Source organism: Sphingobacterium prati, from assembly GCF_013167215.1.
Lineage (GTDB): Bacteria > Bacteroidota > Bacteroidia > Sphingobacteriales > Sphingobacteriaceae > Sphingobacterium > Sphingobacterium prati.
Genome location: NZ_JABJWY010000038.1, coordinates 497683 through 519863 on the forward strand (window position 1 = coordinate 497683; position 22181 = coordinate 519863).

Annotated in this window: 18 protein-coding genes; 9 read left to right on the plus strand and 9 right to left on the minus strand. The window is 40.9% G+C overall.

The features are described from left to right. The first annotated feature begins 24 nt into the window (after window positions 1-24). The 7 genes from HPC41_RS21550 to HPC41_RS21580 all read left to right on the plus strand — a co-directional run bounded on the left by HPC41_RS21550 (window position 25) and on the right by HPC41_RS21580 (window position 9646). A complete protein-coding gene (locus tag HPC41_RS21550; protein WP_172396152.1) occupies window positions 25-375 on the plus strand; it encodes a four helix bundle protein in 351 nt (116 codons plus the stop codon). 62 nt (window positions 376-437) lie between these two features. Further along, entirely contained in the window at window positions 438-1613 is a 1176-nt protein-coding gene (locus tag HPC41_RS21555; RefSeq protein ID WP_172396153.1) for an acetyl-CoA C-acyltransferase, read from the plus strand. A gap of 129 nt (window positions 1614-1742) precedes the next feature. Continuing rightward, window positions 1743-3524 (plus strand): acyl-CoA dehydrogenase family protein, encoded by a 1782-nt coding sequence (locus HPC41_RS21560; protein WP_172396154.1) that lies wholly within the window; start codon window positions 1743-1745, stop codon window positions 3522-3524. Between the two features lie 120 nt (window positions 3525-3644). Further along, the gene (locus tag HPC41_RS21565) at window positions 3645-4901 is read left to right on the plus strand and encodes a YeiH family protein (protein ID WP_172396155.1); all 1257 of its coding nucleotides are present in this window, start codon (window positions 3645-3647) and stop codon (window positions 4899-4901) included. 723 nt (window positions 4902-5624) lie between these two features. Next, entirely contained in the window at window positions 5625-8222 is a 2598-nt protein-coding gene (locus HPC41_RS21570) for a TonB-dependent receptor (protein ID WP_172396156.1), read from the plus strand. A gap of 178 nt (window positions 8223-8400) precedes the next feature. Next, a complete protein-coding gene (locus tag HPC41_RS21575) occupies window positions 8401-8949 on the plus strand; it encodes an RNA polymerase sigma factor (protein ID WP_172396157.1) in 549 nt (182 codons plus the stop codon). After that, the gene (locus tag HPC41_RS21580; RefSeq protein WP_216660848.1) at window positions 8939-9646 is read left to right on the plus strand and encodes an energy transducer TonB; all 708 of its coding nucleotides are present in this window, start codon (window positions 8939-8941) and stop codon (window positions 9644-9646) included. Before HPC41_RS21575 ends, HPC41_RS21580 begins: the two co-directional genes overlap by 11 nt. A gap of 63 nt (window positions 9647-9709) precedes the next feature. Here the strand turns inward: HPC41_RS21580 and HPC41_RS21585 are convergent, their stop codons facing one another. The 8 genes from HPC41_RS21585 to HPC41_RS21620 all read right to left on the minus strand — a co-directional run bounded on the left by HPC41_RS21585 (window position 9710) and on the right by HPC41_RS21620 (window position 19947). After that, window positions 9710-12883 carry a TonB-dependent receptor gene (locus HPC41_RS21585; protein WP_172396158.1) on the minus strand — a complete coding sequence of 1058 codons (3174 nt, stop codon included), beginning with the start codon at window positions 12881-12883 and terminating at the stop codon, window positions 9710-9712. A gap of 281 nt (window positions 12884-13164) precedes the next feature. Then, window positions 13165-13728, minus strand: a complete 564-nt coding sequence (locus HPC41_RS21590) for a nitroreductase family protein (protein ID WP_172396159.1) — start codon at window positions 13726-13728, stop codon at window positions 13165-13167. Window positions 13729-13755: 27 nt separating this feature from the next. Next, window positions 13756-15018: a peptidase T gene (gene pepT, locus HPC41_RS21595; RefSeq protein WP_172396160.1), complete on the minus strand. Its 1263-nt coding sequence runs from the start codon at window positions 15016-15018 to the stop codon at window positions 13756-13758. Window positions 15019-15181: 163 nt separating this feature from the next. Next, entirely contained in the window at window positions 15182-16015 is an 834-nt protein-coding gene (locus HPC41_RS21600) for a DUF4197 domain-containing protein (RefSeq protein ID WP_172396161.1), read from the minus strand. 304 nt (window positions 16016-16319) lie between these two features. Further along, window positions 16320-17156 (minus strand): endonuclease/exonuclease/phosphatase family protein, encoded by an 837-nt coding sequence (locus HPC41_RS21605; RefSeq protein WP_172396162.1) that lies wholly within the window; start codon window positions 17154-17156, stop codon window positions 16320-16322. Between the two features lie 95 nt (window positions 17157-17251). Then, window positions 17252-18019 (minus strand): glycerophosphodiester phosphodiesterase, encoded by a 768-nt coding sequence (locus HPC41_RS21610; protein ID WP_246250941.1) that lies wholly within the window; start codon window positions 18017-18019, stop codon window positions 17252-17254. A 109-nt stretch (window positions 18020-18128) separates the two neighbouring features. Continuing rightward, on the minus strand, window positions 18129-18776 hold the full coding sequence (locus HPC41_RS21615) for an HD domain-containing protein (protein ID WP_172396163.1): 648 nt from the start codon (window positions 18774-18776) through the stop codon (window positions 18129-18131). Further along, window positions 18769-19947: a THUMP domain-containing class I SAM-dependent RNA methyltransferase gene (locus HPC41_RS21620; protein WP_172396461.1), complete on the minus strand. Its 1179-nt coding sequence runs from the start codon at window positions 19945-19947 to the stop codon at window positions 18769-18771. Before HPC41_RS21620 ends, HPC41_RS21615 begins: the two co-directional genes overlap by 8 nt. A gap of 77 nt (window positions 19948-20024) precedes the next feature. Between HPC41_RS21620 and HPC41_RS21625 the strand changes: the two genes are divergently transcribed. Together HPC41_RS21625 and HPC41_RS21630 are read left to right on the plus strand one after the other, a co-directional pair. Beyond that, a complete protein-coding gene (locus HPC41_RS21625; protein WP_172396164.1) occupies window positions 20025-20399 on the plus strand; it encodes a DUF3127 domain-containing protein in 375 nt (124 codons plus the stop codon). Window positions 20400-20688: 289 nt separating this feature from the next. After that, window positions 20689-21153 (plus strand): copper resistance protein NlpE, encoded by a 465-nt coding sequence (locus HPC41_RS21630; RefSeq protein WP_172396165.1) that lies wholly within the window; start codon window positions 20689-20691, stop codon window positions 21151-21153. 18 nt (window positions 21154-21171) lie between these two features. Here HPC41_RS21630 and HPC41_RS21635 read toward each other — a convergent pair whose 3' ends face one another. Further along, on the minus strand, window positions 21172-22173 hold the full coding sequence (locus HPC41_RS21635) for an acyltransferase (protein ID WP_172396166.1): 1002 nt from the start codon (window positions 22171-22173) through the stop codon (window positions 21172-21174). Window positions 22174-22181 lie beyond the last annotated feature (8 nt).

The following is a 22181-nucleotide window of genomic DNA, read 5'->3' on the forward strand; positions in this document are numbered from 1 at the left end:
GTATTGAGTAATGAGTATTGAGCAATGCATAAGTTCCAAGAATTAAAAGTATGGCAAAAGGCAATGGATATGTCGGTAAGCATTTATAGATGTACAGAAAACCTTCCGAACACAGAGAAATTCGGATTGATATCTCAAATCAGGAGAAGTACGATCTCTATCTGCTCAAATATTGCTGAAGGTGCAGGTAGAAATACAAAAGGGGAGTTTATACAATTTCTTGGAATAGCAAACGGCTCTGCTTATGAATTACAGACACAGATTGAATTGGCTTATCGACTTACATTTTTAACTAAAGAAATTAAAGATGGATTGGTTGCGGAAATTGAAGAAATTGAAAAAATGCTATACAATCTTATGAAGTCTTTAAAATAAATGATAATTGAGTGGTGGTACTCAATACTGAATACCCACTACTCACTACTAAAATAAAAATAATGGAAGCATACATAGTAGCAGGATTTCGTACAGCGGTAGGTAAAGCACCTCGAGGAGGATTTCGCTTTATGCGGGCCGATGATTTAGCATCAGATGTGATAAAACATCTTGTGTCCACTGTGCCAAATTTAAATAAAGATGATATAGATGATGTCATTGTGGGCAATGCGATGCCTGAGGCCGAGCAAGGGCTTAACATGGCACGTTTTATTTCCCTGATGGGTTTAGATACGGATAAAGTACCTGGCGTTACCGTTAATAGGTATTGTGCATCTGGATTGGAGACGATCGCTACGGCGGTTGCAAAGATCAAGGCAGGTATGGCAGATGTTATTATCGCCGGTGGAGTTGAAGTGATGTCCGGAATGCCCTTCGGAGGCTGGAAAATTGTTCCCAACCCTGTTGTTGCCAAAGAGCATCCCGATTGGTATTGGGGTATGGGGCTCACAGCGGAGGCTGTAGCGAAAGAGTATAATGTCTCCCGTGAAGATCAAGATGCCTTTGCGCTGAAGTCCAATCAAAAGGCTGTCGCGGCCATTCAAAATGGTCATCTTAAAGATGGTATTGTGCCGATCACAGTCAAAGAGAACTACCTGAAAGACGGTAAGATCGCGACCCGTGAATACGTTGTAGATACCGATGAAGGGCCTCGTGCAGATACCTCTTTGGAAGCTTTGGGTAAGTTGAAGCCTGTATTTGCGGCCAATGGTTCGGTAACCGCGGGAAACTCCTCGCAAACATCGGATGGTGCGGCATTTGTACTGGTCATGTCTGAGGCTAAAGTAAAGGAATTGGGTATTAAACCCATCGCTAAGCTGGTCAGTTTTGCTGTTGCGGGTGTACCGCCGCGAATTATGGGAATAGGGCCAATCTATGCAATACCTAAAGCTTTGGAACGGGCTGGGCTTAAAAAAGAAGATATCGATTTGTTCGAATTGAACGAAGCTTTTGCTTCCCAGTCTTTGGCCGTTATTCGTGAACTGGGGCTTGATGAAGAAAAAGTCAATGTCAATGGCGGGGCGATAGCCTTGGGGCATCCCCTAGGCTGTACAGGAGCAAAGCTGACCGTGCAGGTCTTGCATGAACTGAAACGCCGCGGTAAAAAATATGGTATGGTGACCATGTGTGTGGGAACTGGTCAAGGTGCAGCCGGTATTTTTGAACTATTGGACTAAAGTTCGGACACTAAAAATAACAGATAAACCATTTTATTTGCTGTCTCACAGCGAATAAATATTCAAAATATTGTGTAAACGGTGAAGGTTAAAAGCCAATGATCGATTACACCTCAAACTTAAAAAACAATGAGCGAAAATAAAGCAATCAAAGGCGGAGAGTTTGTTATTAGAGAGACTCCCTATACGGCTATTTTTATTCCTGAGGAGTTTGATGAAGAAGCGAAAATGATTCGTCAGACCTGTTTGGATTTCTTAGATACCGAAGTGTTAAATAAGCTTGATCGTATTGACGCACAGGAAGAAGGATTGATGCCAAGCCTGATGGATAAAGCTGGTGAACTGGGTATGCTGGGTGTATCGATTCCAGAAGAGTATGGTGGGTTTGGCAAAAATTTCAATACGTCAATGCTTGTAGCGGAAGCCGTGGGTGGCGGTTTTTCTTTTGCCGTCGCCTTGTCTGCACACACGGGTATTGGTACCTTGCCGATTCTTTATTATGGTAATGCAGAGCAGAAAACGAAGTATATTCCCAAGCTCGCCACAGGCGAATGGAAGGCTTCCTACTGTTTGACAGAACCCAATGCTGGATCGGATGCCAATTCAGGCCGTACTTCCGCAAAACTAAATGCCGAAGGAACCCACTATTTGATCAATGGTCAGAAAATGTGGATTACCAATGGTGGATTTGCAGATATCTTTATAGTATTTGCAAAAATCGATGATGACAAAAATCTGACCGCATTTATTGTCGAGAAAGATTTTGGCGGGATCACCATGAATCCCGAAGAACATAAATTGGGAATCAAAGGATCCTCCACACGTCAGATTTTCTTTAATGACTGCCCCGTCCCTGTTGAAAATATGCTTTCAGAGCGTGAAAACGGATTTAAGATTGCCGTAAACATCCTGAATATCGGGAGGATCAAACTAGGTGCTGCGACCAACGGTTCAGCTCGTATGGTGATCAATCATGCGGTTCAATATGCTAATGAACGTGTGCAGTTTAACTTGCCGATTTCTAAATTTGGTGCCATTCGATATAAATTGGCAGAGATGGCTACACGTTTATTTGCCGTGGAATCCGCATCCTATCGTGCCGGCCAAAATATTGATGATGCCTATGATGCATTGATCGCAGGCGGTATGGATGAGGCGAAAGCCAAATTGAAATCCGTGGAACAATTTGCGATCGAGTGCGCCATTATCAAAGTATGGTGTTCAGAGATGCTGGACTATGTAGTGGATGAAGGGGTGCAGATCTATGGCGGAATGGGGTATTCAGCCGATGCACCGATGGAGCGTGCTTATCGCGATTCACGTATCAATCGGATCTTTGAAGGAACCAATGAGGTGAATAGATTGCTTGTGGTGGATATGTTATTAAAGCGGGCCATGAAAGGGGAACTGGATCTGATGGGACCAGCACAGGCCGTGGCGAGTGAACTATTGGCAATTCCTGATTTCGGTGAAGAAGATGACGCCCCATTCGCGGCGGAGAAGAAAATTATCGCCAACCTCAAGAAAGCAGGTCTGCTCATTGCTGGAGCTGCGGTTCAGAAGTTGATGATGTCACTTTCAAAAGAAGAAGAGATCCTGATGAATATCGCAGATATTATCGGTTACGTATACATCGCAGAATCTGTCCTTTTACGTGCAGAAAAGCTTGTGCATACCGGTTCTGAAAAGGCTGAGTACGCGACAGATATGGCAAAGATCTATTTGTATGGTGCGATTGACAAAATTAATGCTGCAGGTAAGGAAGCTCTGTATTCCTTTGGCGAAGGCGATGAACTGAATATGATGCTTGTCGGATTACGCAGGTTCACAAAAGCACAGCCATTTAATATTAAAGACGCGCGCCAGCGGATTGCAAAAAAATTAATAGAAGAAAATAAATATTGTTTTTGATTGATAATGATTATTGGTTTTGGTTGTAGGCCGGAGAGAAATCTTCGGCCATTTTTGTGTTACAATAACCAAAAGTATTCGCAATTATATTAAATTTAGTTTTTTAATACTAACCATAATATGGCATCGTCAAGATCATTTGCATTTACAGAAGACTGGGTAGTCGTCATTTTGGGACTCGCTACCATTTTTTTAGCACTTTCCGGCATTGTTGCGCCGGTACCTAATTTTTCATGGGCTAATATTTCAGAACTGACCTCCACGATTTTTGATCTGGCCAATCTCAGCAAGATTTTTCAGCAGTTTATCGTTGTCTTTGTGACGGGTATTCTTGGTGCATTTTTGCTCGGTAAATCCGTCAAACATCTGCTAGTCGTATTTCCAGTGGTATTTATGCTAACAATATTTGCACTGATATTAGCTGGGAACTCCACGGTGAAAGAATATAATCTCGAGGCGGTTATTTTTAGTTTGATCATTGGTTTAATTATCAGTAATTGCTTTAAGCTACCCTCCTGGTTTAAAGAAGCCCTCAGCACAGAGCTTTACGTTAAGATCGGATTAATTTTATTGGGTACTACCGTGATCTTTGGAGATATCCTAAAGGCAGGTTCGCTAGGTCTTATTCAGGCTTTAGCAGTTGTACTATCGGTATGGTATTTTGCTTTTTGGATCTGTAAAAAACTGAATATAGACAAGGAAATGTCGCTGATGTTGTCCAGCGCAGTCTCTATTTGCGGTGTTTCTGCCGCCATAGCTACTTCCGGAGCGATTAAAGGTGATAGTAAAAAACTTTCTTATGTGATTTCCTTGGTGTTGATCACTGCAATTCCAATGATGATCTTTATGCCCTATATGGCTGAATGGATGGGCTTGTCGCAAGAGGTGACCGGCGCATGGCTAGGTGGGAGTATTGATACCACAGGAGCTGTGGTTGCTTCAGGTTCCCTTGTGGGAGAGGAAGCGTTAAAGATCAGTACAATTGTCAAATTCTCACAAAATGTATTGCTGGGACTTGCGGCATTCGCGATCAGTATCTACTGGACCTATGCGAAATCTGTAGACGATGAAACAAAACGGGATAAACCTACGCTGAAAATTATCTGGGAGCGCTTTCCAAAATTTGTACTGGGCTTTGTATTTGCATCACTATTATTTTCCTTTGTAATCTCCCCAGATAAAATAGATGCTGTCAAGGGAAGTCTCAAGAACCTGCAGGGACTGTGGTTTACCTTGGCGTTTACCTCGATTGGTCTGGAAACCAATTTCAAAGATCTCTTTGTACAGGATAACAAAAAACCACTTTATGCATTTTTGATCGCGCAAACCTTTAATGTTGTTATAACATTGCTGATTGCGCTGGTGCTGTTCCGTTAAGTTTGGTGCCCTATAATGGATTATTATTGGTGCCCTATAATGGATTATTATCTATTGAAAATATTATTTAAACGAAGTCCACCATTCCGGTGGACTTTTTGTTTTATGGGCTTTTTAAAACAAGACTGGCAATCATGTAGAATTATATGCAAGAAAACAGATATTCCTTTTTTTACCTAAAAATATTTTTGATTACTGAATAGAAAAATACGCTACATCATAAGTAGTAAGCGTTACCAACAGTTATCAGCAGCGTTGTTTCAAGAGTGCGTAAACATAGCATTTGTTCAGATGATTTTTAAAGGATTATCTTTTTTTACTATTTAATACGCTGTAAAATAGCTATTTAAAGTATTTTTAAAAAAATATTTATAAAATCTATCAAATTAGTAGTCTTTTAAAAAATATTTCTATATTTGTACTGTTACCCTGATTTACAGTGGGTCATGAAGGAGTAGCTGAAAAAATGAATATACTTAATTATGGAAAGAATGAAACAAGATTACTTTTTAAAAATAAGCTTACAGATTAATGCATTGAAAGTGGCTTTTATTTCCCTAGAAAATAATGAAAAACGAATGTGTTGTTAAAATTTCTCTCTTACACTCTCTTATATTAGAAAAGGGAAGCCGAGGCTTCCCTTTTTAAACAAAGTTTTAACAATGAAACAAGTTCTATTGGCGTTGGCACTTGTTTATTTTCACTATTAAACTGAATAAATTTATGAAAAAAAATGCTATTTTTCGAATTAGCGTCATTTTTAGCTTGCTTTTAGCAGCGTCTTATCAGACTTACGCGCAAGTAGAAGATCCTAAACCCATTATAAATGCTTCATTAACAGGTACTGTCGTAGATGCGGTGACAAAAGAACCCCTACAGGGTGTAACCGTGCAGCTTGAAGCAGTTACCCACCAGGTGAAGACCGATAGCAAAGGCGTATTTCAATTTGTTACAGGACAAAAATTGCCTTTTTCCCTTATTGTATCCATTGTGGGTTATCAGACACGGCGTGTTGTTGTAGACCAGTCGCCTACCGTGATCGAACTTACTCCGCGTTTGGAAGCCTTAGACCAAGTTGTGGTCACTGCCCGTCGACGTAAAGAACAATTGCAGGATGTGCCAATCCCCGTTTCTATTATCCGCGGAGCAGCCCTTGAGGATGCCGGAGCTTTCAATGTCAATCGACTGAAAGAACTTGTTCCCACTGTACAATTGTATTCTTCTAATGCCCGTAATACGACACTCAACATCCGTGGCCTTGGTTCAACCTATGGATTAACCAATGATGGTATCGACCCCGGTGTAGGATTCTATCTGGACGGTGTGTATATCGCACGTCCTGCGGCAACCTGGCTGGATTTTATTGATATAGATCAGATTGAAGTGTTACGAGGTCCACAAGGGACGCTTTTTGGCAAGAATACCACTGCCGGAGCCTTTAATATTACATCACGGCTACCTCAATTTACACCTGAGGCCAATGTTGAGGTCAGTTATGGCAATCAGGGCTTTATTCAGGCTAAGACATCCATCTCCGGACCTCTGGCTAGGAATTTGGCCGCACGGGCTTCCTTCTCCGGTACACAACGGGACGGTAACCTCTTTAACGTGCATACAAACCGGAAAATAAACGATATCAATAATCTTGGGTTCCGGGGCCAATTGTTATTTACACCAACCGAAAATATCAAACTTGTGCTCTCGGGCGACGTTTCTTCCCAAAAACCCGATGGTTATGGCTGGGCAGTTGCCGGCGTTGTCAAAACACAGCGGGCGGACTACCGTCAATTTGATGCCATTATCAAAGATTTGGGTTATGAGCTACCCTACAAAAGTGCGTTTGAACGTAAGATTGACCTAGACACACAGTCCAAAGCCGACAATAAACTGGGCGGCGTAGCGCTGAATGCCGATATCAAGATTGGTGAAGGTACTCTGACATCAACTTCAGCCTGGCGAAAATGGACCTGGGTGCCACTCAATGACCGGGATTATTTAGGTCTTCCTGTTTACACAGTTTCTGCCGGTAATTCGGTGCATAACCAATGGTCACAAGAATTTAGATATTCGGGCAAAATCAGCGAGAAAGTGAGTGGTGTCGTTGGTCTATTTGGTTTATGGCAGGACCTTGGTACCGATCCTGTACATACAGAGGAAACGGGGTCCGCGTTCTGGCGTTTCCAGAAAAGTTCGACAAGCGCCTTATGGGAAACTCCCGGACTATTTGACAACTTCGGCATCAAGACCGTTTACGGAATCAAAAGTACAAGCTTAGCCGCTTATACACAGATTGATTGGGAGGTGACTTCGAAACTCCATATTTTGCCGGGATTACGCTATAACTACGACAAAAAGAAAGCAAATTACGACAGACAGACCTATGGTGGGCTACAGACATCCGATCCGGCGCTGTTGGCTCTCAAAAACGGGGTCTATACCAACCAGACGTTTGATATAAACGCAGACGCGGATAATTTTTCGGGTCAGCTTTCGGCAAAATACCGTTTCAATCCCAAAATCAATGCTTACGCGACCTATTCCATCAGCTATAAACCAATTGGAATCAATGTGGGGGGATTACCTACAGCAAATGGAGCGGTACTGTTGGATCTGGCGGAGGTAAAACCGGAAGCGGTACGCCACAAAGAGCTTGGGGTGAAGACCAATCCAACGCGCAACTCGATCCTTAATCTATCCCTCTATCAAACCGATATCAAAGATTATCAAACACAGGTTCAAACACCCGAACCAGGTGTAAATCGCGGTTATTTGGCTAACGCCGAGAAAGTACGTGTCAAAGGCGTGGAATTGGATGGTAACATTAATATCGGGCACTTTCTTCGTTTAAATGGGGCAGTGGCCTATACCGATGCGAAATATGTGAAATTTACGAATGCGCCCGTGCCATTGGAAGAAGTTGGTGGACCTCAGGCTTTCAAGGATATCTCAGGTGGAGCTCTTCCTGGCGTTTCCAAATGGTCCTGGTCTTTGGGCGGGGAAATTAATCAGAGTGGTAAACTGATCGGTATCAACGGATCCTACTTTTTAGGTGCTGATCTTTTCCATCGCTCTAAGTTTTCCTCAAGTTCATCCCCTTCACAATACCTGAACATCGAAGCTTATACACTGCTGAATGCAAGACTAGGTTTTAGAGGGTCAAATGGTGTTTCGGTATTTGTCTGGAGCAGAAATCTGACAAACAAAGATTATTATGAGCAGTTGCTCGCTGCTCCGGGTAGTTATGGCCAATATGCCGGTGTCGTAGCTGATCCAAGAACCTATGGCGTAACGCTTCGGTACAATTGGAAGCAAGGAAATTAGATCCGTAACCAATAACATATTTCATCGACCGTCTCTAATGATTTAGAGACGGTTTTTTTGTATTCCGAGATGGGCAAGTGTTGCTGTAGGAATTTATAGTGGATAATTTTTTCGGCTATATTTGCTTTATTTATGGAAAACCGTATCTTAATTCATCCTTAAGGTGAAAGATTTGCGCATGAACGAAAAAGAGCTATTACGACATTATAAAACAACCGGAGACCTGTCTGCGCTGGGGAAATTATATTCACCTTACATGTCCTTGCTTTATGGTGTATGCTTCAAGTATTTACAGGATCCCGATCGTAGCCAGGATGCGGTCATGCAAATTTTTGAAGAACTCATTCAAAAGCTTCGTCATTATGAGGTCGATAATTTTAAAAGCTGGTTACATGTATACAGTAAGAATTACTGTTTGATGCAATTGCGCAAAGATAAGAGGACGACACAGGTGGATATTGAGGATAACTTGTTTGAGAGCGAGCAGAAACTCAATAGCAGCGAAGAGGCAAAATGGGAAGAACGGGATTTTGAAAGATTAGAAGGTTGCATGCAAACCTTAAATCAGGAACAGAAAGAATGTGTACGTTTGTTTTATCTGGAACAAAAGTGCTATAAAGATATCGCAGATTTAACAGGGTATGACCTGAATAAAGTCAAGAGTGCTATCCAGAATGGAAAACGCAATCTAAAAATCTGTATGGAAAGGAAAGAAAATGGAAAATAATTATCAGTTATCGCGAATTCATAATTACATCCATGGTTTGATGAGTAGGGAGGAAATGTTTCAACTGGAAAAAGAAGCATTGGAAGATCCTTTTTTGCAGGATGCCATAGATGGATATCGATTGCAGAATGGCGTGGATGCACGGCAATTGAGCTTGTTGCAGCAGCGGCTGAGCCGCCGGGTCGAGGATACGATAGCAACAAGGCATGCACAATATTATACCTGGCAACGTTTGGCCATAGGTGCGGCAGCGGGAGTGTTGTTTGTCGTGTTATTGGCGCTTTTATATTTTAAACATTTCAATGGCACGGCGGAGCGCAGCACAGATGTTACACTTAGCGAACCGGAGAACATGGTGGCAATTGAACCCTTGTTGGATGGTGGAGAGGCGACACCGCTAGGAGGATGGAAAGCGTTTGAACAATACCTTAATAATCAGGAACTGGATACGGGAAGAGGAGGGGAGATTATTGTCAATTTTACCATCGGTAAAGACGGGCTGCCTGAGCAGATCCGGACGGAAGGAACTCCTGAACAGGCTCTTGCTGATGAGGCTGTACGGCTTCTTCGGTCCGGAGTTAAGTGGCAGGGAGCCAAAGCCCGTTTGAAAATTACATTTCCCATAAAAGAGATGAAGCATCCCTCCCAATCGAATGTCATCAAACCTCCACATTGTTTTGGGATAGAAAAATCTTAGTGCAAAAAAATGAGCCATTCTCTTGAAGGAAATGGCTCATTTTTTTGAAAATAGTATCCATCCTTAAAATGCATACCTCAACCCAAGCTGAATTTGAAAAGGATTACCATTTAAATTGGATACACCAACACCTGAACTCATATTGTAAATATATTGCTGATTGGCGGCATCGAAACTCTTGATCGCATAAAGATTTTGTTTGCCTAAGTTATGCCCCACACCCCAGCTTTTTTTCAAAAGATTGGCTACATTGAAGATATCAATAGAGGCTTCAAGTCCATGATTTTTATAGAATTTTACATTTTTTGCCAAATGCAGGTCAAATACGCCATAGAAACCATTGATTCCTCCATTACGTTCTGCTACTTGGCCCAAATTGCCATTGATGTAGTTTTTTATGCTCTGTTCTGCATTTGGATCGTCCAAAATTGCTTGAATACCATTCTTGATATATGCTGGTGTATTAGTGCTATTAGGATCGTAGACAAAGGCAAGATCGTTGGAATTTACAAAGTCTCCATTGACATTTCCATTGACAGCTAATGAATAACGTGTTCCAGCAATTCCACTGAATCGCAGACCCATAGAAATACCCCATAAAGAGGGCATCGTTCCATAGAACACGACTTTATGACGGAATTGATTATCCGAGTACGACATTGTACTTAAGTCGCGCGGATCGTCTTTGACCATTAGGGAGAGGGTAGCAGTATTGGCAACATTACCATTATACGAGGTATTATCTTTTGTATCATTCCAGGTATAAGACATCGTGATTTGTCCATCTTTGTAGTAACGATAAGTTCCGTCCAATACAACGGTGTACGAATTGTTTTTTCCATCACTATTCATTTCCAATACCCGACCGACTTGTTGGGTCTTACGGCTATTGGTCCAGTTGGCTGCGCCGTTCGTTGTATTGATGCTTGACGCAGGAACATACACACCACGGTTTCCCTCAGCAGTCAACCTAAAGTAAGGATCCTCCACCATGTTACGATCCACATACATGTAGTTGTTGCGTCCCCAAGTACCGTAAGCACTTAAACCGATGCGTAGCGAAGGCGTGAAAAAATGATTGATGGAAATATTGGCTTTATATACCGTCGGCACTTTCACATCCTTGCTATTGGTATTGATTGTGACAAGTTTTTCGATCTTTGGATTGTCCAGCAGTTCGCGTCCTGGAGCTGTATCGGGGTCCTTGCGATATCCTGCGAAATTTGGCTTAGGAATTAATGTAGGATCCGTGATATCTACGCCAGCAATGCGTGAACCATCAAACAACATATTATTTAACATAGAATATGGGTTGAGTGCCGACCCAAATATACCCGCTCCAAAACGGATGATATTTTTCTTCTCTTCATTGATATCCCAGTTGAATTGCACACGAGGCTGTATTTGAAATGTGTTTATCCCATTGTTGGTTGAAAGACCTAGTTCGTCATAGACTGTCTGGTTGAATGTAGCCTTCTTGAGGTATTTCGTGTTGTCCAGGCGTATGCCGCCGACTACGTCAAGACCTCTTGCAATTTTAGCTTCCATCTGCCCATAAACACCTACAGCCAGATTGTTGACCAAAGTGTTTTCCTTGTCAGTCATATAAACATCGCGTGCATAGCGATAAGGGGTCAGGTTATCGAAGTTTTGTAAACCTGTAAAATAAAAACGACCGTTCATTTCACTACCATAACGAAAATCCATGTTCGTATACATGATATCGGCACCGAAAGTATATTTGATCTTATCTGTGTTGTAATATAGGTTGTTGACTAACTGCAGCATATTGCCATTGAACCATTCTGGTGAAAAGCGTTGCCCTCCGAGCTGGATGGAATTGTTGTATTTATTCGTACCATCTACTGATTCGATGGATTCAACGATCGCGCGGGGAATACTATGTGACTGGTCAAATCCATCAACATTATGTTGTGCTTCAGAGCGTTCGTAAAAATGCTGGATCTTCAAATCATTTGTCAACTTGGAACTGATCGAAGTACGCAAAGAAGCCATAAGGCTATTGTTTATATACTTTCTGTTGGTGTAAGATTCATAGGCATTAATTCCCGTATTATCCCCTTCCTGTTGATTGTCGGAGTCATACACAAAGTTATTGCGAATGGTCAATAGGTTCTTTTCATTTAATTGCCAGTCGATTCGAGCGAACGCGGCATCAGTCTTTTTCTTTTTGTCAAAAGAGCCAAATAGGCGATCGGCACTAGCGCCATATTTACCTACAGCAATTCGAGTGAAATCATCCAAAGTCGTTTGTGTAACTTTGTATCGTGCAATATCTTCGGTTGTTTGGATATCAGCGATCTGCAGCGGTCGTGTATCCATTTGACGATCCCATGTAACAAAGAAATGGGCTTTATCCTTAATAATTGGCCCCCCCAACGAAAATCCATATTGATAAGTGGAGAATTTTTGTTTGCGTGGAGTTTCATTCAGATTATACTTACTGGAAAGCCAATCTGCCCGCGCAAAAGTAAAGGCACTACCAGTCAGGGTATTTGTTCCTGATTTGGTCACGGTCGTAATGCTTCCGCCGCCACTACGGCCAAAAGTGACATCGTAATCGTTGGTGACCACCTTGAATTCACGAATAGCCTCCATCGAAATGGAATAAGCACCACCGCTATTTCCGCCGGCTACCGTACTGCGTGAGTTCATACCATCTACCGTAAAATTAGTCGAAGATGCGCGTTGGCCCGCAAGGTTCGTACCACTGCTCACTGGTGATAGATCGATCAGCGAAGAAAAATTCCGGCCATTTACAGGCATTTTCTTTAGATCATTTGCCGTAATAGCGGTAGAAGCGCCTAATGTTTTGATCTTATTTTTAAGATCAGCAGCAGCGCCCTGTACAATCACTTCGTCAAGCTTCGTTTCTGTAGAAGATAATCTAAAATCTATTGTAAGCTCATCGCCATAACTTAATTTATAGTCTGTTTTCTTTTGTTCGGCATAACCGACATGATTGACTGATACAGTGTATGGAGAGCCTAAGGGCAGCTGCTGGAAGGTATATACTCCATTTTGATTGGTCAACGTTGTTTGTCTGAATCCAGTGGATTCATTCCTCACAGATACTGAACTGCCCTTGACCGGACCAGTTTCATCGGTAATACGTCCCGTGATAGTAGCTTCAGTACCTTGAGCCCAGCTTCTGTTTGGAATTTGAAAAAACGTAATAATGGTTAAAAGCGCAAACCAAATGATGTTTTTCTGCATAATAATTTCGTTTCTAGTTTAGTTGATCAGTGTCTGTCACAAGTATGTTGCGAAATTATTTGTATAGTATTGCTAAACCGTTAAATCGGTATTATTAAATATTTAAAAAAAATTGTCCATGTTAAGATAAAGATACAGCATGTATCTATGGGGAATCAATAGATTGTGCGAACAGGATATATCCCCTGGTAAGGAAAATCACTTGGCATCGAAGAACGTAAAAACCAGTAAGGGCTCGAATGTTTCGAGCCCTTGTTTATTTATGGTAGAGCTGTGCTACCTTATTCTTCCCAACGAATTTTTTCTTCGATAGCTGTACGTATAGGTTCACGTGCTTCCGATTGATGATGACCTAAATAAAATAAGCCGATACATTTTTGGTTCTCTTCCAGGTTAAGGAAGCTACCCAAATGATTAATTAAGCCTGGTGTTGCCCAGTATCCGCCGATATTCAATGAGTGTGCAGCTAACCACATGTTTTCTACAGCGGCAGCAGTACAAGCCAATTCTTCCCATTCAGGCACCTCGCCTGTATAGTTGACGATAAGTGCAATGGCAACATTGGATTGTGTTGCTTTCTTACCCATGGTGATTTCTGTCGCTTCCGTATATTTTTCCGCTGGGGTAACCGATTTATAGATGCGCGATAATTCGGTACCCAAACGTTGAAGTCCTTCTTTGCGGAAGATAACGAAACGCCAAGGCTGTGTCCGTTTATGTGTTGGTGCAGCATTGGCTGCCTCTAGGATGCTGAGGATATCTTCTTTGCTGACTTCTTCTTCGGTAAAAGAAGCTTGAAATACTGATCTTCTGTAGTGTATTGCTTTTAAAACGTCGTTTTTCATTAAAAATATGTTGATTTTAGAATGTATTTATGCTTTTTCTTCCCATAAAGATACAACATGCAAAATTGTTTTGACCGCTTTTTCCATATCTTGTGCCGATACCCATTCCTGTTTTCCGTGGAATGCATGTCCACCTGCAAAAATATTAGGACATGGAAGCCCCATAAATGACAGGCGTGACCCGTCTGTACCACCACGGATGCTTCTTCTTTCTGCGACCATACCGGCTCTCGTAATCGCTTCCATACCGATCTCCATAATTTCTGGATATTGATCCAAGACCTCTTTCATGTTGCGGTATTGCTCTTTTACAACAAATGTGTAGCTGCAATTTGGATATTGACTGACGATGGATTTTGCAATTGCTTCCAGTTCATCTTCATGTTTTTTTAGATTTGCCGTTGCATGATCACGAATGATAAATTGAATCTCAGCTTTTTCTACAGACCCACTAATATTAACAGGGTGTACAAAACCATCCTTCTTATTGGTGCTTTCCGGAGAAAGTCGGTCTTTCGGTAATGCCTCAATGATGGCACTAGCAATTTTAATTGCACTTTGCATCTTTCCTTTTGCAAAACCGGGGTGCACCGAGACGCCATGGATTGTTAATGTTGCCCCATCTGCGGAAAATGTCTCATCCTCGATAGTGCCGGCTTTTTCACCGTCCATGGTATAGGCAAAGTCTGCTGCCAGACGCTTTAAATCTGCTTTATCAACGCCACGGCCAATTTCTTCGTCTGGTGTGAATAAAATCTTGATAGTACCATGTTTAATCTCAGGATGTTTCATCAATAGGCGTGCAGCATCCATGATTTCGGCGATACCCGCTTTATCGTCCGCCCCCAATAGTGTCGTGCCACTTGCCGTAATCACATCGTTGCCGATCTGGTTGGCTAAATCGGGATGTTCGGCGTACTTAATGACAATACTGTTATCGTCCGGAAGTACTAAATCTTGTCCTTGGTAATTGTGGTGTAAAAGTGGTTTTACATCTTTACCCGAGGAATCCGGAGAGGTGTCCATGTGAGAACAGAAACAGATAACAGGAACTTTTTTGGAGGTATTGGAAGGAATGGTTGCATAGATGTAGCCGTTTTCATCCATGGCCGCATCCGAAATGCCCAGCGCCAATAGTTCTTCTACCAATAATTTGCCCAAATTTTTTTGTTTTTCGGTGGAAGGGCATGTCGGAGAATTTGCATCCGATTGTGTATCAATCTGTACGTAGCGTTGAAATCTTTCCGAAACCGAAAAGTCACTTATGTTATTAATCTCAAATGTACTCATTCTAATCGCCTTAATGTGATAAGGGTGATCAAATTTACAAATTCTAATGGGCTTCGGCCAAAAACAAACAAGACTTGTCAATAAACTGACAAGTCTTGTTTACCGGGATCAATGTTTAACTAAAATCCTGCACCTTCTTGAAGGACTAAATCAATAGTTTAGCTTATTTTTTTTCATCCGCGTAGCCAAATACTTTCTGCAAAATATTTGTATTCCGACTTCCACCGATATTGTTTCTAATTTTTGATTCTTGATCTGCCACCTTAATAAATAAACCATCTATGGCCTTTTGTGTGACGTAAGCAGTCAAATTTGTTTCGACCTTATTTCCTAAGGGCAAGTTATTATAAGCACTCGTCAATTGCGTCCAATATTGATCTACATTGTTTACACCCATCGCCGACTGAATGACAGGGCTAAACTTATTGGTCAGTTCGACTGATGTATTGGTTTTGAAAAACGTCGTTGCGGCATCTTGCTTGCTTCCCAGAAGGATATTGGTCGCATCAGTGATGGTCATTTTGGACAACGCATTCACAAATACTGGCGCGGCTTCTTTTACAGCACCTTCCGCAGCTCTGTTCATGCTTTGGATAAATTGATCACATAGCTTGCCCATACCCACAGCACGAAGTGTTTTCTCTACCTTTTGTGCCTCTGCAGGCATTAAAATCTTTACGGCTGCGTCGCCTAGGAACCCGTCTTTTTTTGCTAATGACTCTATACTTAGATTAAGGCCATTGCTTAAAGCTTGTTTGATACCTAGTGAAGCATCTTTATTTGATAATGAGGCTAAGGCATTCGATGTGGTCGAACCTGAACCAGAGACTGAAGTTCCGGTGGTTGAGGGACTCGCATTTTTCGTGCTGTCCGTTTGACTCTGGTTTGCCTTATTCAACGCCTCGTTAATCTTTTTAAAGATCTGCGCTTCACTTGAGTTGGAGTACAATAGCCCCGAAACAAATAGGGTACAATATAGTAATGGAAATTTCATCATGATATATTTTGCTGTCAAAATTAAGGATATCGACTGTTAATTTTTATTAAAGTTTAAATTGCTGGCTGTTCTTCTATTAGATTGTCTGTATTCGTAACGGATACGCCACAACCTCATCGTAACGAAAGCTATGCATTGTCACATCAGCCTTTGTTGATAGATACGCCGAATTTAAAACTTATTTCGGTTTCGTCTCATAATTTTACTTCATAAAAACACCCTAAAAGTTGGATAAATCTTTTAGGGTGCAGTTCATTTTGGCGCGCTTTATTCGCCGTATTAAAGTTGTTTTAATTTATAGGACCTATTTCCATGAAAGTGTTGTCACAACAGGGAAGTGATCAGAAGGGAATTTACTCATGTAAGTATCTGTCAGAATACCATATTTCTTTGTCTGGAAAGGCTTTGTGATAAAAATATGGTCAATACGGCCAGAGGCCCTGAGGCTCTTTCCCCAACCGTTAAAAGAAGAGTTTGGCTCATATTTAAGCGGTGACAAGTCATGCACATCTGTTACAACTTTGCTATTGGCAAGTGTAAAATAAGCTTCATCTTTCTCATCAACATTAAAATCACCCGTTAAGATCAATGGTAGGTCCTTGGCAAATTCTTTTGCTTTGGTTAGGATCAATTTTGCGCTTTCTGTTCTGGCCGTGCGTCCGATATGATCAAAGTGCGTGTTCATAAAAATAAAGCGTTTTTTATTGGCTTTGTCTTCAAAAACCCCCCAGGTACAGATGCGCGGTAAAGCCGCATCCCAGCCTTTATTTGGATGCTCAGTATCTGTCGCTGAAAGCCAGAATGTACCACTTTTTATTACTTTGAATCGATTGGTATTGTAGTAAATTGCGGAGTGCTCACCTTCCTGTGCGCCATCATCACGACCCACACCGACATAATCGAATCCCGGAAGCAACGTTTTAAGATCCTGAACCTGATCATGAAAGGCTTCCTGAACACCGAATATATCAAAACCATGATACTTGATCAGATTGGTCAAAGGTATTTTACGGTCAACCCACATATTACCAGTATCTATGGTATTCCGTTGTCTTATATTGTATGTAGCTGCAATGAAATCTTGTGCATAAGTGATATATGATAAACATAATGCCGCAGCGAGAATAAAGTATTTTTTCATTAGAATTATTTATGTTCGAGTAACTACTTTCATCAGTATAATTGATGCCATAGTATGCTGTTGTATATTACCGGCGATGATCTCGGAGATAACCTTTATTTTTTCAATACGCGAAGTAGTAACTCTGGTTCGTCCGTGGTGATGAAATCGATTTTTTGATCAATTAGATTCTTCATTTCATCCTCGGTATTGACTGTCCAGGCATTTACTTTCATCCCCAATTTGTGGGCATCCTGCAACCAGCTCGCATTCTTTTTGAATACTGAAAAGTGATAATCCAAACCGTTAATTCCAGCAGTATTAACGTCAGCAGGAGATTTATCACCATTCAGGTACTGAATATTTGCTTTTGGAGCGAGTTCATGAATTTTTTGACAGGCTTCAAAGCTAAAAGCGATATAATCTGTTATTTTTTCAGCATTTAGATTTTTTACCATTTCAACAGATTTTGTTGCTGCCTCAAGCGTCCGTTCGACACCGAGTTTGTTGGTTTTTAATTCCAGTATCAGACGTAATCCTTTTAGTTTTTTCCCTGCTTTGATATACTCTTCCAAGGTCGGAATGGATTCGCCATTGGGATGTTTTTTGGCGAGGAGTTCTGCATAGGTTGCTGTTGCGATGTCGATTCCATAGAAATCATTGTCATGGTTAACGACAAGGATATTGTCCTTCGTAAGATGAACATCAAACTCAGACCCAAAAAGTTTAAGTTCATGAGCGGCTTTTAAAGAAGCAATGGAATTTTGGGGTAGATGACTGTTTTTCCATACACCACGATGTGCTATTGCTTTGGTCTGTGCAAATAGTGATGAAGATGAAATGACCATAGCCAACGTCAGACAGCTAAAAATGTGTTTTTTCATATGTGTTCGTTTGAAAGCTGATTTTACGGGATAAAAAAAGTGGTACTTTTTATCTCGATTCGCAAGATCTAAAGTACCACTTTTATATTTAGTTATTGTTAACTGTAATTTATTTTTTACCATTCCATTCTGCCAAAAACTCGTCGAGGAACCCTAGCATATACTGGTGGCGGTGTTCCGCGATTTTTTTTGCGGCTTCGGTATTCATCTTATCTTTTAACAATAATAGTTTCTCATAGAAATGATTAATTGTAGGCGCTTCAGAATGTTTGTACGCTTCTTTGTCTTTATATTCCTGTACCGGAATATTCGGGTTGTACATCTCCCGTCCCTTATTGCCACCAAAACTAAATGCACGTGCAATACCTATCGCACCGATGGCGTCTAAACGATCGGCATCCTGTACAATCTCCATCTCTTTTGAATGAAAAGACACTTCACCTAAACTCGCCTTAAATGACATGTTAAAGATGATTTTTTTGACATGATCAATGATTTCAGGAGAAATTTCTAGACTTGCCAAAAATTCTCCAGCAACGCGAGGGCCGATTGTCTCATCACCATCATGGAATTTGCTGTCAGCAATATCATGTAAGAGTGCTGCTAATTCGCAAACCATGACATCAGCCTGTTCATCTTCTAAAATTAACTTCGTATTGTTCCATACGCGTTGAATATGCGACCAATCGTGGCCTGCCTCTGCAAATTTCAAACGATCTTGCACAAATGCGACTGTGCGTTCAATAATGTTATTCATACAATACTTTTGTTTTTTCGCGAGTACCCTCGTATAATTCGTATTCTAATAATCTACAATCTAATTTACCATTATAAAATTCTATACGCCTAGACGCACGGAGTCCAATTTTCTTTGCTAGATCCGGATTACCTGTAAATATATAGCCTCTATAACCTTTGCACTCCTGTTTCATAAAATCGCCCATGCGTTTATAGGTAATTTCCAATTTGGTATGGGTACCTAGACGTTCGCCATATTCTGGATTGAATAAAATGACACCACCCTCTTTAGGAACGTGCGTTTCCGCAAAATCGCATACGTCAAATGAAATTAATTGTTCTACGCCAGCTGTACGGGCATTCATCTTAGAGACGTTGATTGCCTCTTCGGAAATATCTGTCGCAATAATCTGTGGTGCCGCTTTTTTATTGATCTGATCTTTTAACAAGCGACGTTCCTGAAAGAAAACGGTTTCATCATAACCGATGAAATGCATGAATGAGTAATTCATGCGCAATAAACCCGGTTTTCTATTGGTCGCAATTAATGCCGCTTCGATAGCCAAGGTTCCAGATCCACACATTGGATTGACAAAGGGCGATACGCCATCCCATTTCGATGCGATAATTGTCGAAGCAGCTAAGGCTTCCAACATAGGGGCTTTGCCCGGAATCTTGCGATAGCCATGTTTGGCAAGTGTCTCGCCTGAGGTGTCAAGAAAAATTTCAGCACGGTCATCCTTCCAATAAAGGTGAACGACAGCTTTGTTATTTTCCGGCCCAGAATTTGGACGCATGCCTTTTTTATCTTTAATACGATCTACAATCGCATCCTTAACCTTCACATTGGCAAATAAAGGTGTGCTAATTGTTTCATTGTCCACATTGGAGCTAACGGAGAAATAACCATCGAATTGAATGAGTTCTTCCCAAGCAATTGTGCTTAGCTCCTCGTAGAGTTCGGTGGGATTGTTCGCAGAAAATTCTTTTAACGAATATAGGATCTGTGAAGCGGTGCGCAAGTTCAGATTGAGCTTGATCGTATCGTTTACACTGACTTTTAATTCGACTCCAGTCTGAAATGCTCTGACAATATCAAAACCTAACTCTTTAACTTCCTGTTGCAAATACGGCGATAAGCGTTTATTGCACGTAATGATAACTTTATTGGGGGTGTTGAAAACTTCCATCATATTTTGTACAAAGTTAATTAAACTCTTCCTCAAAAATTGCTTAATTTTACGCTTTAATATTTATTTTTTTGATTATGGAAATTAGAGGAAAAGTACACGAGATAGGAGCGACACAACAAGTGACAGAATCATTCAAAAAACGGGATATGATTGTAGCTTATGCCGAAAACCCACAATTTGTTGAGTATATCCGTTTTGAGTCTACACAGGACAGAACTTCAATTTTTGACAACCTAGCTATTGGCGAAGAGGTAGAGGTATCTTTTAATCTTCGTGGTCGTCCTTGGACAAATAAAGATGGCGTCACGACATATTTCAATTCATTGGTTGCATGGCGTGTAACAAAATTAGGTAATGCTGCTCCAGCACCATCTGCTCCGGGTTATGCTGATATGCCTGCTCCTGTGGATTTGACGGGTTCATCAGATGATGATGATTTGCCATTCTAGTCTGAAATAAGATCTGCAATTCCTGTCGGCAGATTGTGCTATAAATAAATCAGTTTATAGTACTTATTGTTGTACAGTATATCATAAAAAGGACCGTCCAAGATTGGATGGTCCTTTTTATATCATATTGGATATATAGCTATACGTTCACTTTTAATTCTTCCATACAAAGTAGCTTTTTCAATTTTTATTTCTGTTTAGTTGGAGGGTGCAGTTTTTTGGAATTGGATAGCATTTTCTTGGCGTCGAAATTGCTTGTTATTGGGTACAAACTCAAAATAGCACAAATATGAAATCATCCGTATTATTTATTTGCCTAGCAGCGCTTTCCTTGAGTGCCTGTAATCAAACAAAAAAGGAAAATCAACAGGTGGTAGAGTCAGATTCTTCTGATCATGCAACAATGGTAGCAGACACAGTTCATACTTCCCAGAATTCATTAGATTGGCCTGGTAAATACGAAGCAACAATTCCCTGCGCGGATTGTGAAGGTATCAAAACGAATATCACCTTAAAAAACGATAATACTTTTTCTATTGTTAGTGAATATATCAATAAGAATACAAAAGTAGAAGATTCAGGTAAAGTGATGTGGCATGACAACGGTTCGGTTGTACACCTGACCGGCAAAGAAACTAACATAAAATTAAAAGTTGGTGAAAATAAATTGATCGGACTAGATCAGGAAGGAAAAGAGATCGAGGGGCCCAATGCACATCTGTATGTCTATAATAAGGTCGAGGGCGAAAAATAAGTGCTGGATCAAATTGAACTAACCACTGACATATTTCCCAAAAGGGATCTTGCGTAAGCAATAAGTCAGTAGGGCACTGGTTACTAAGGTGAGGATAGCCGCTATCGGTATTTTCCATGGTGTAGCGAACGGAACCAGTGGATGTATATAGTTCAATAATAGAATATGACATAAATAGATTCCAAAACTATGGATATCAATAAATTCCCAGAATGTACTCAATCGTTCTGGGAGTTTTACACATTGAATAAATACAAATAGACAAGCTGCGCTCAAAGCAATATTAGGTGACAGATAATTATACAGGGTGGGATCAAACTCTCCTTTTTCAAGACTAAGATAAGAGGTCCCCCAACCTGTGATAAAGCAGCTACACATAAAGAATAGTAGGCTAGACCACTTTGGCCAAGTGAGTTGATAATTGTATAGATAATGACCCAATATGAGATAACCTATGTACCCGTAAAAGAATGTTAGATCAAAGTTTGGAAGATAAACATTAAACCATTTGTTGTTGAAAAATAGCGAAGCAAACCATAAACATAGAAATATTTCGATCTCTTTTTTCGAACAATTCCGGACCATTTTTCGCAAAAAAGGTATGGCCAGATAGAGTCCAATAAGCATGTATAAGTACCATAGATGTGCGTTGCTCCCTGATTTTAAACGAATTAACACGATGTTAATAACTTGTGGAAAACCCACATACTCGAAATCGATGTACCGAATAAAGTAATAGACTAGGTAGACAACTGTCCAAAAGGCAAAAGGTGGAATGATTTTGAGCAGGCGCTTCTTGTAAAATATACCGGTGTCTTCATCTTTTTGCAAAAGCAATGCGCCCGAGATGATGACAAAAAGGGGGACGGAAAAACGGGAGAAGCTGTTGATCCAATTGGCATACTTCCAATCGAAAGCATCGAAATCATTGCTATTTAAATAACCCGAAGAAGAGTGGATCAGGATGACTAGAAAGATCGCAATGATACGCAATACGCTGATGTAACTACTTCGGGCCATTTAAATCG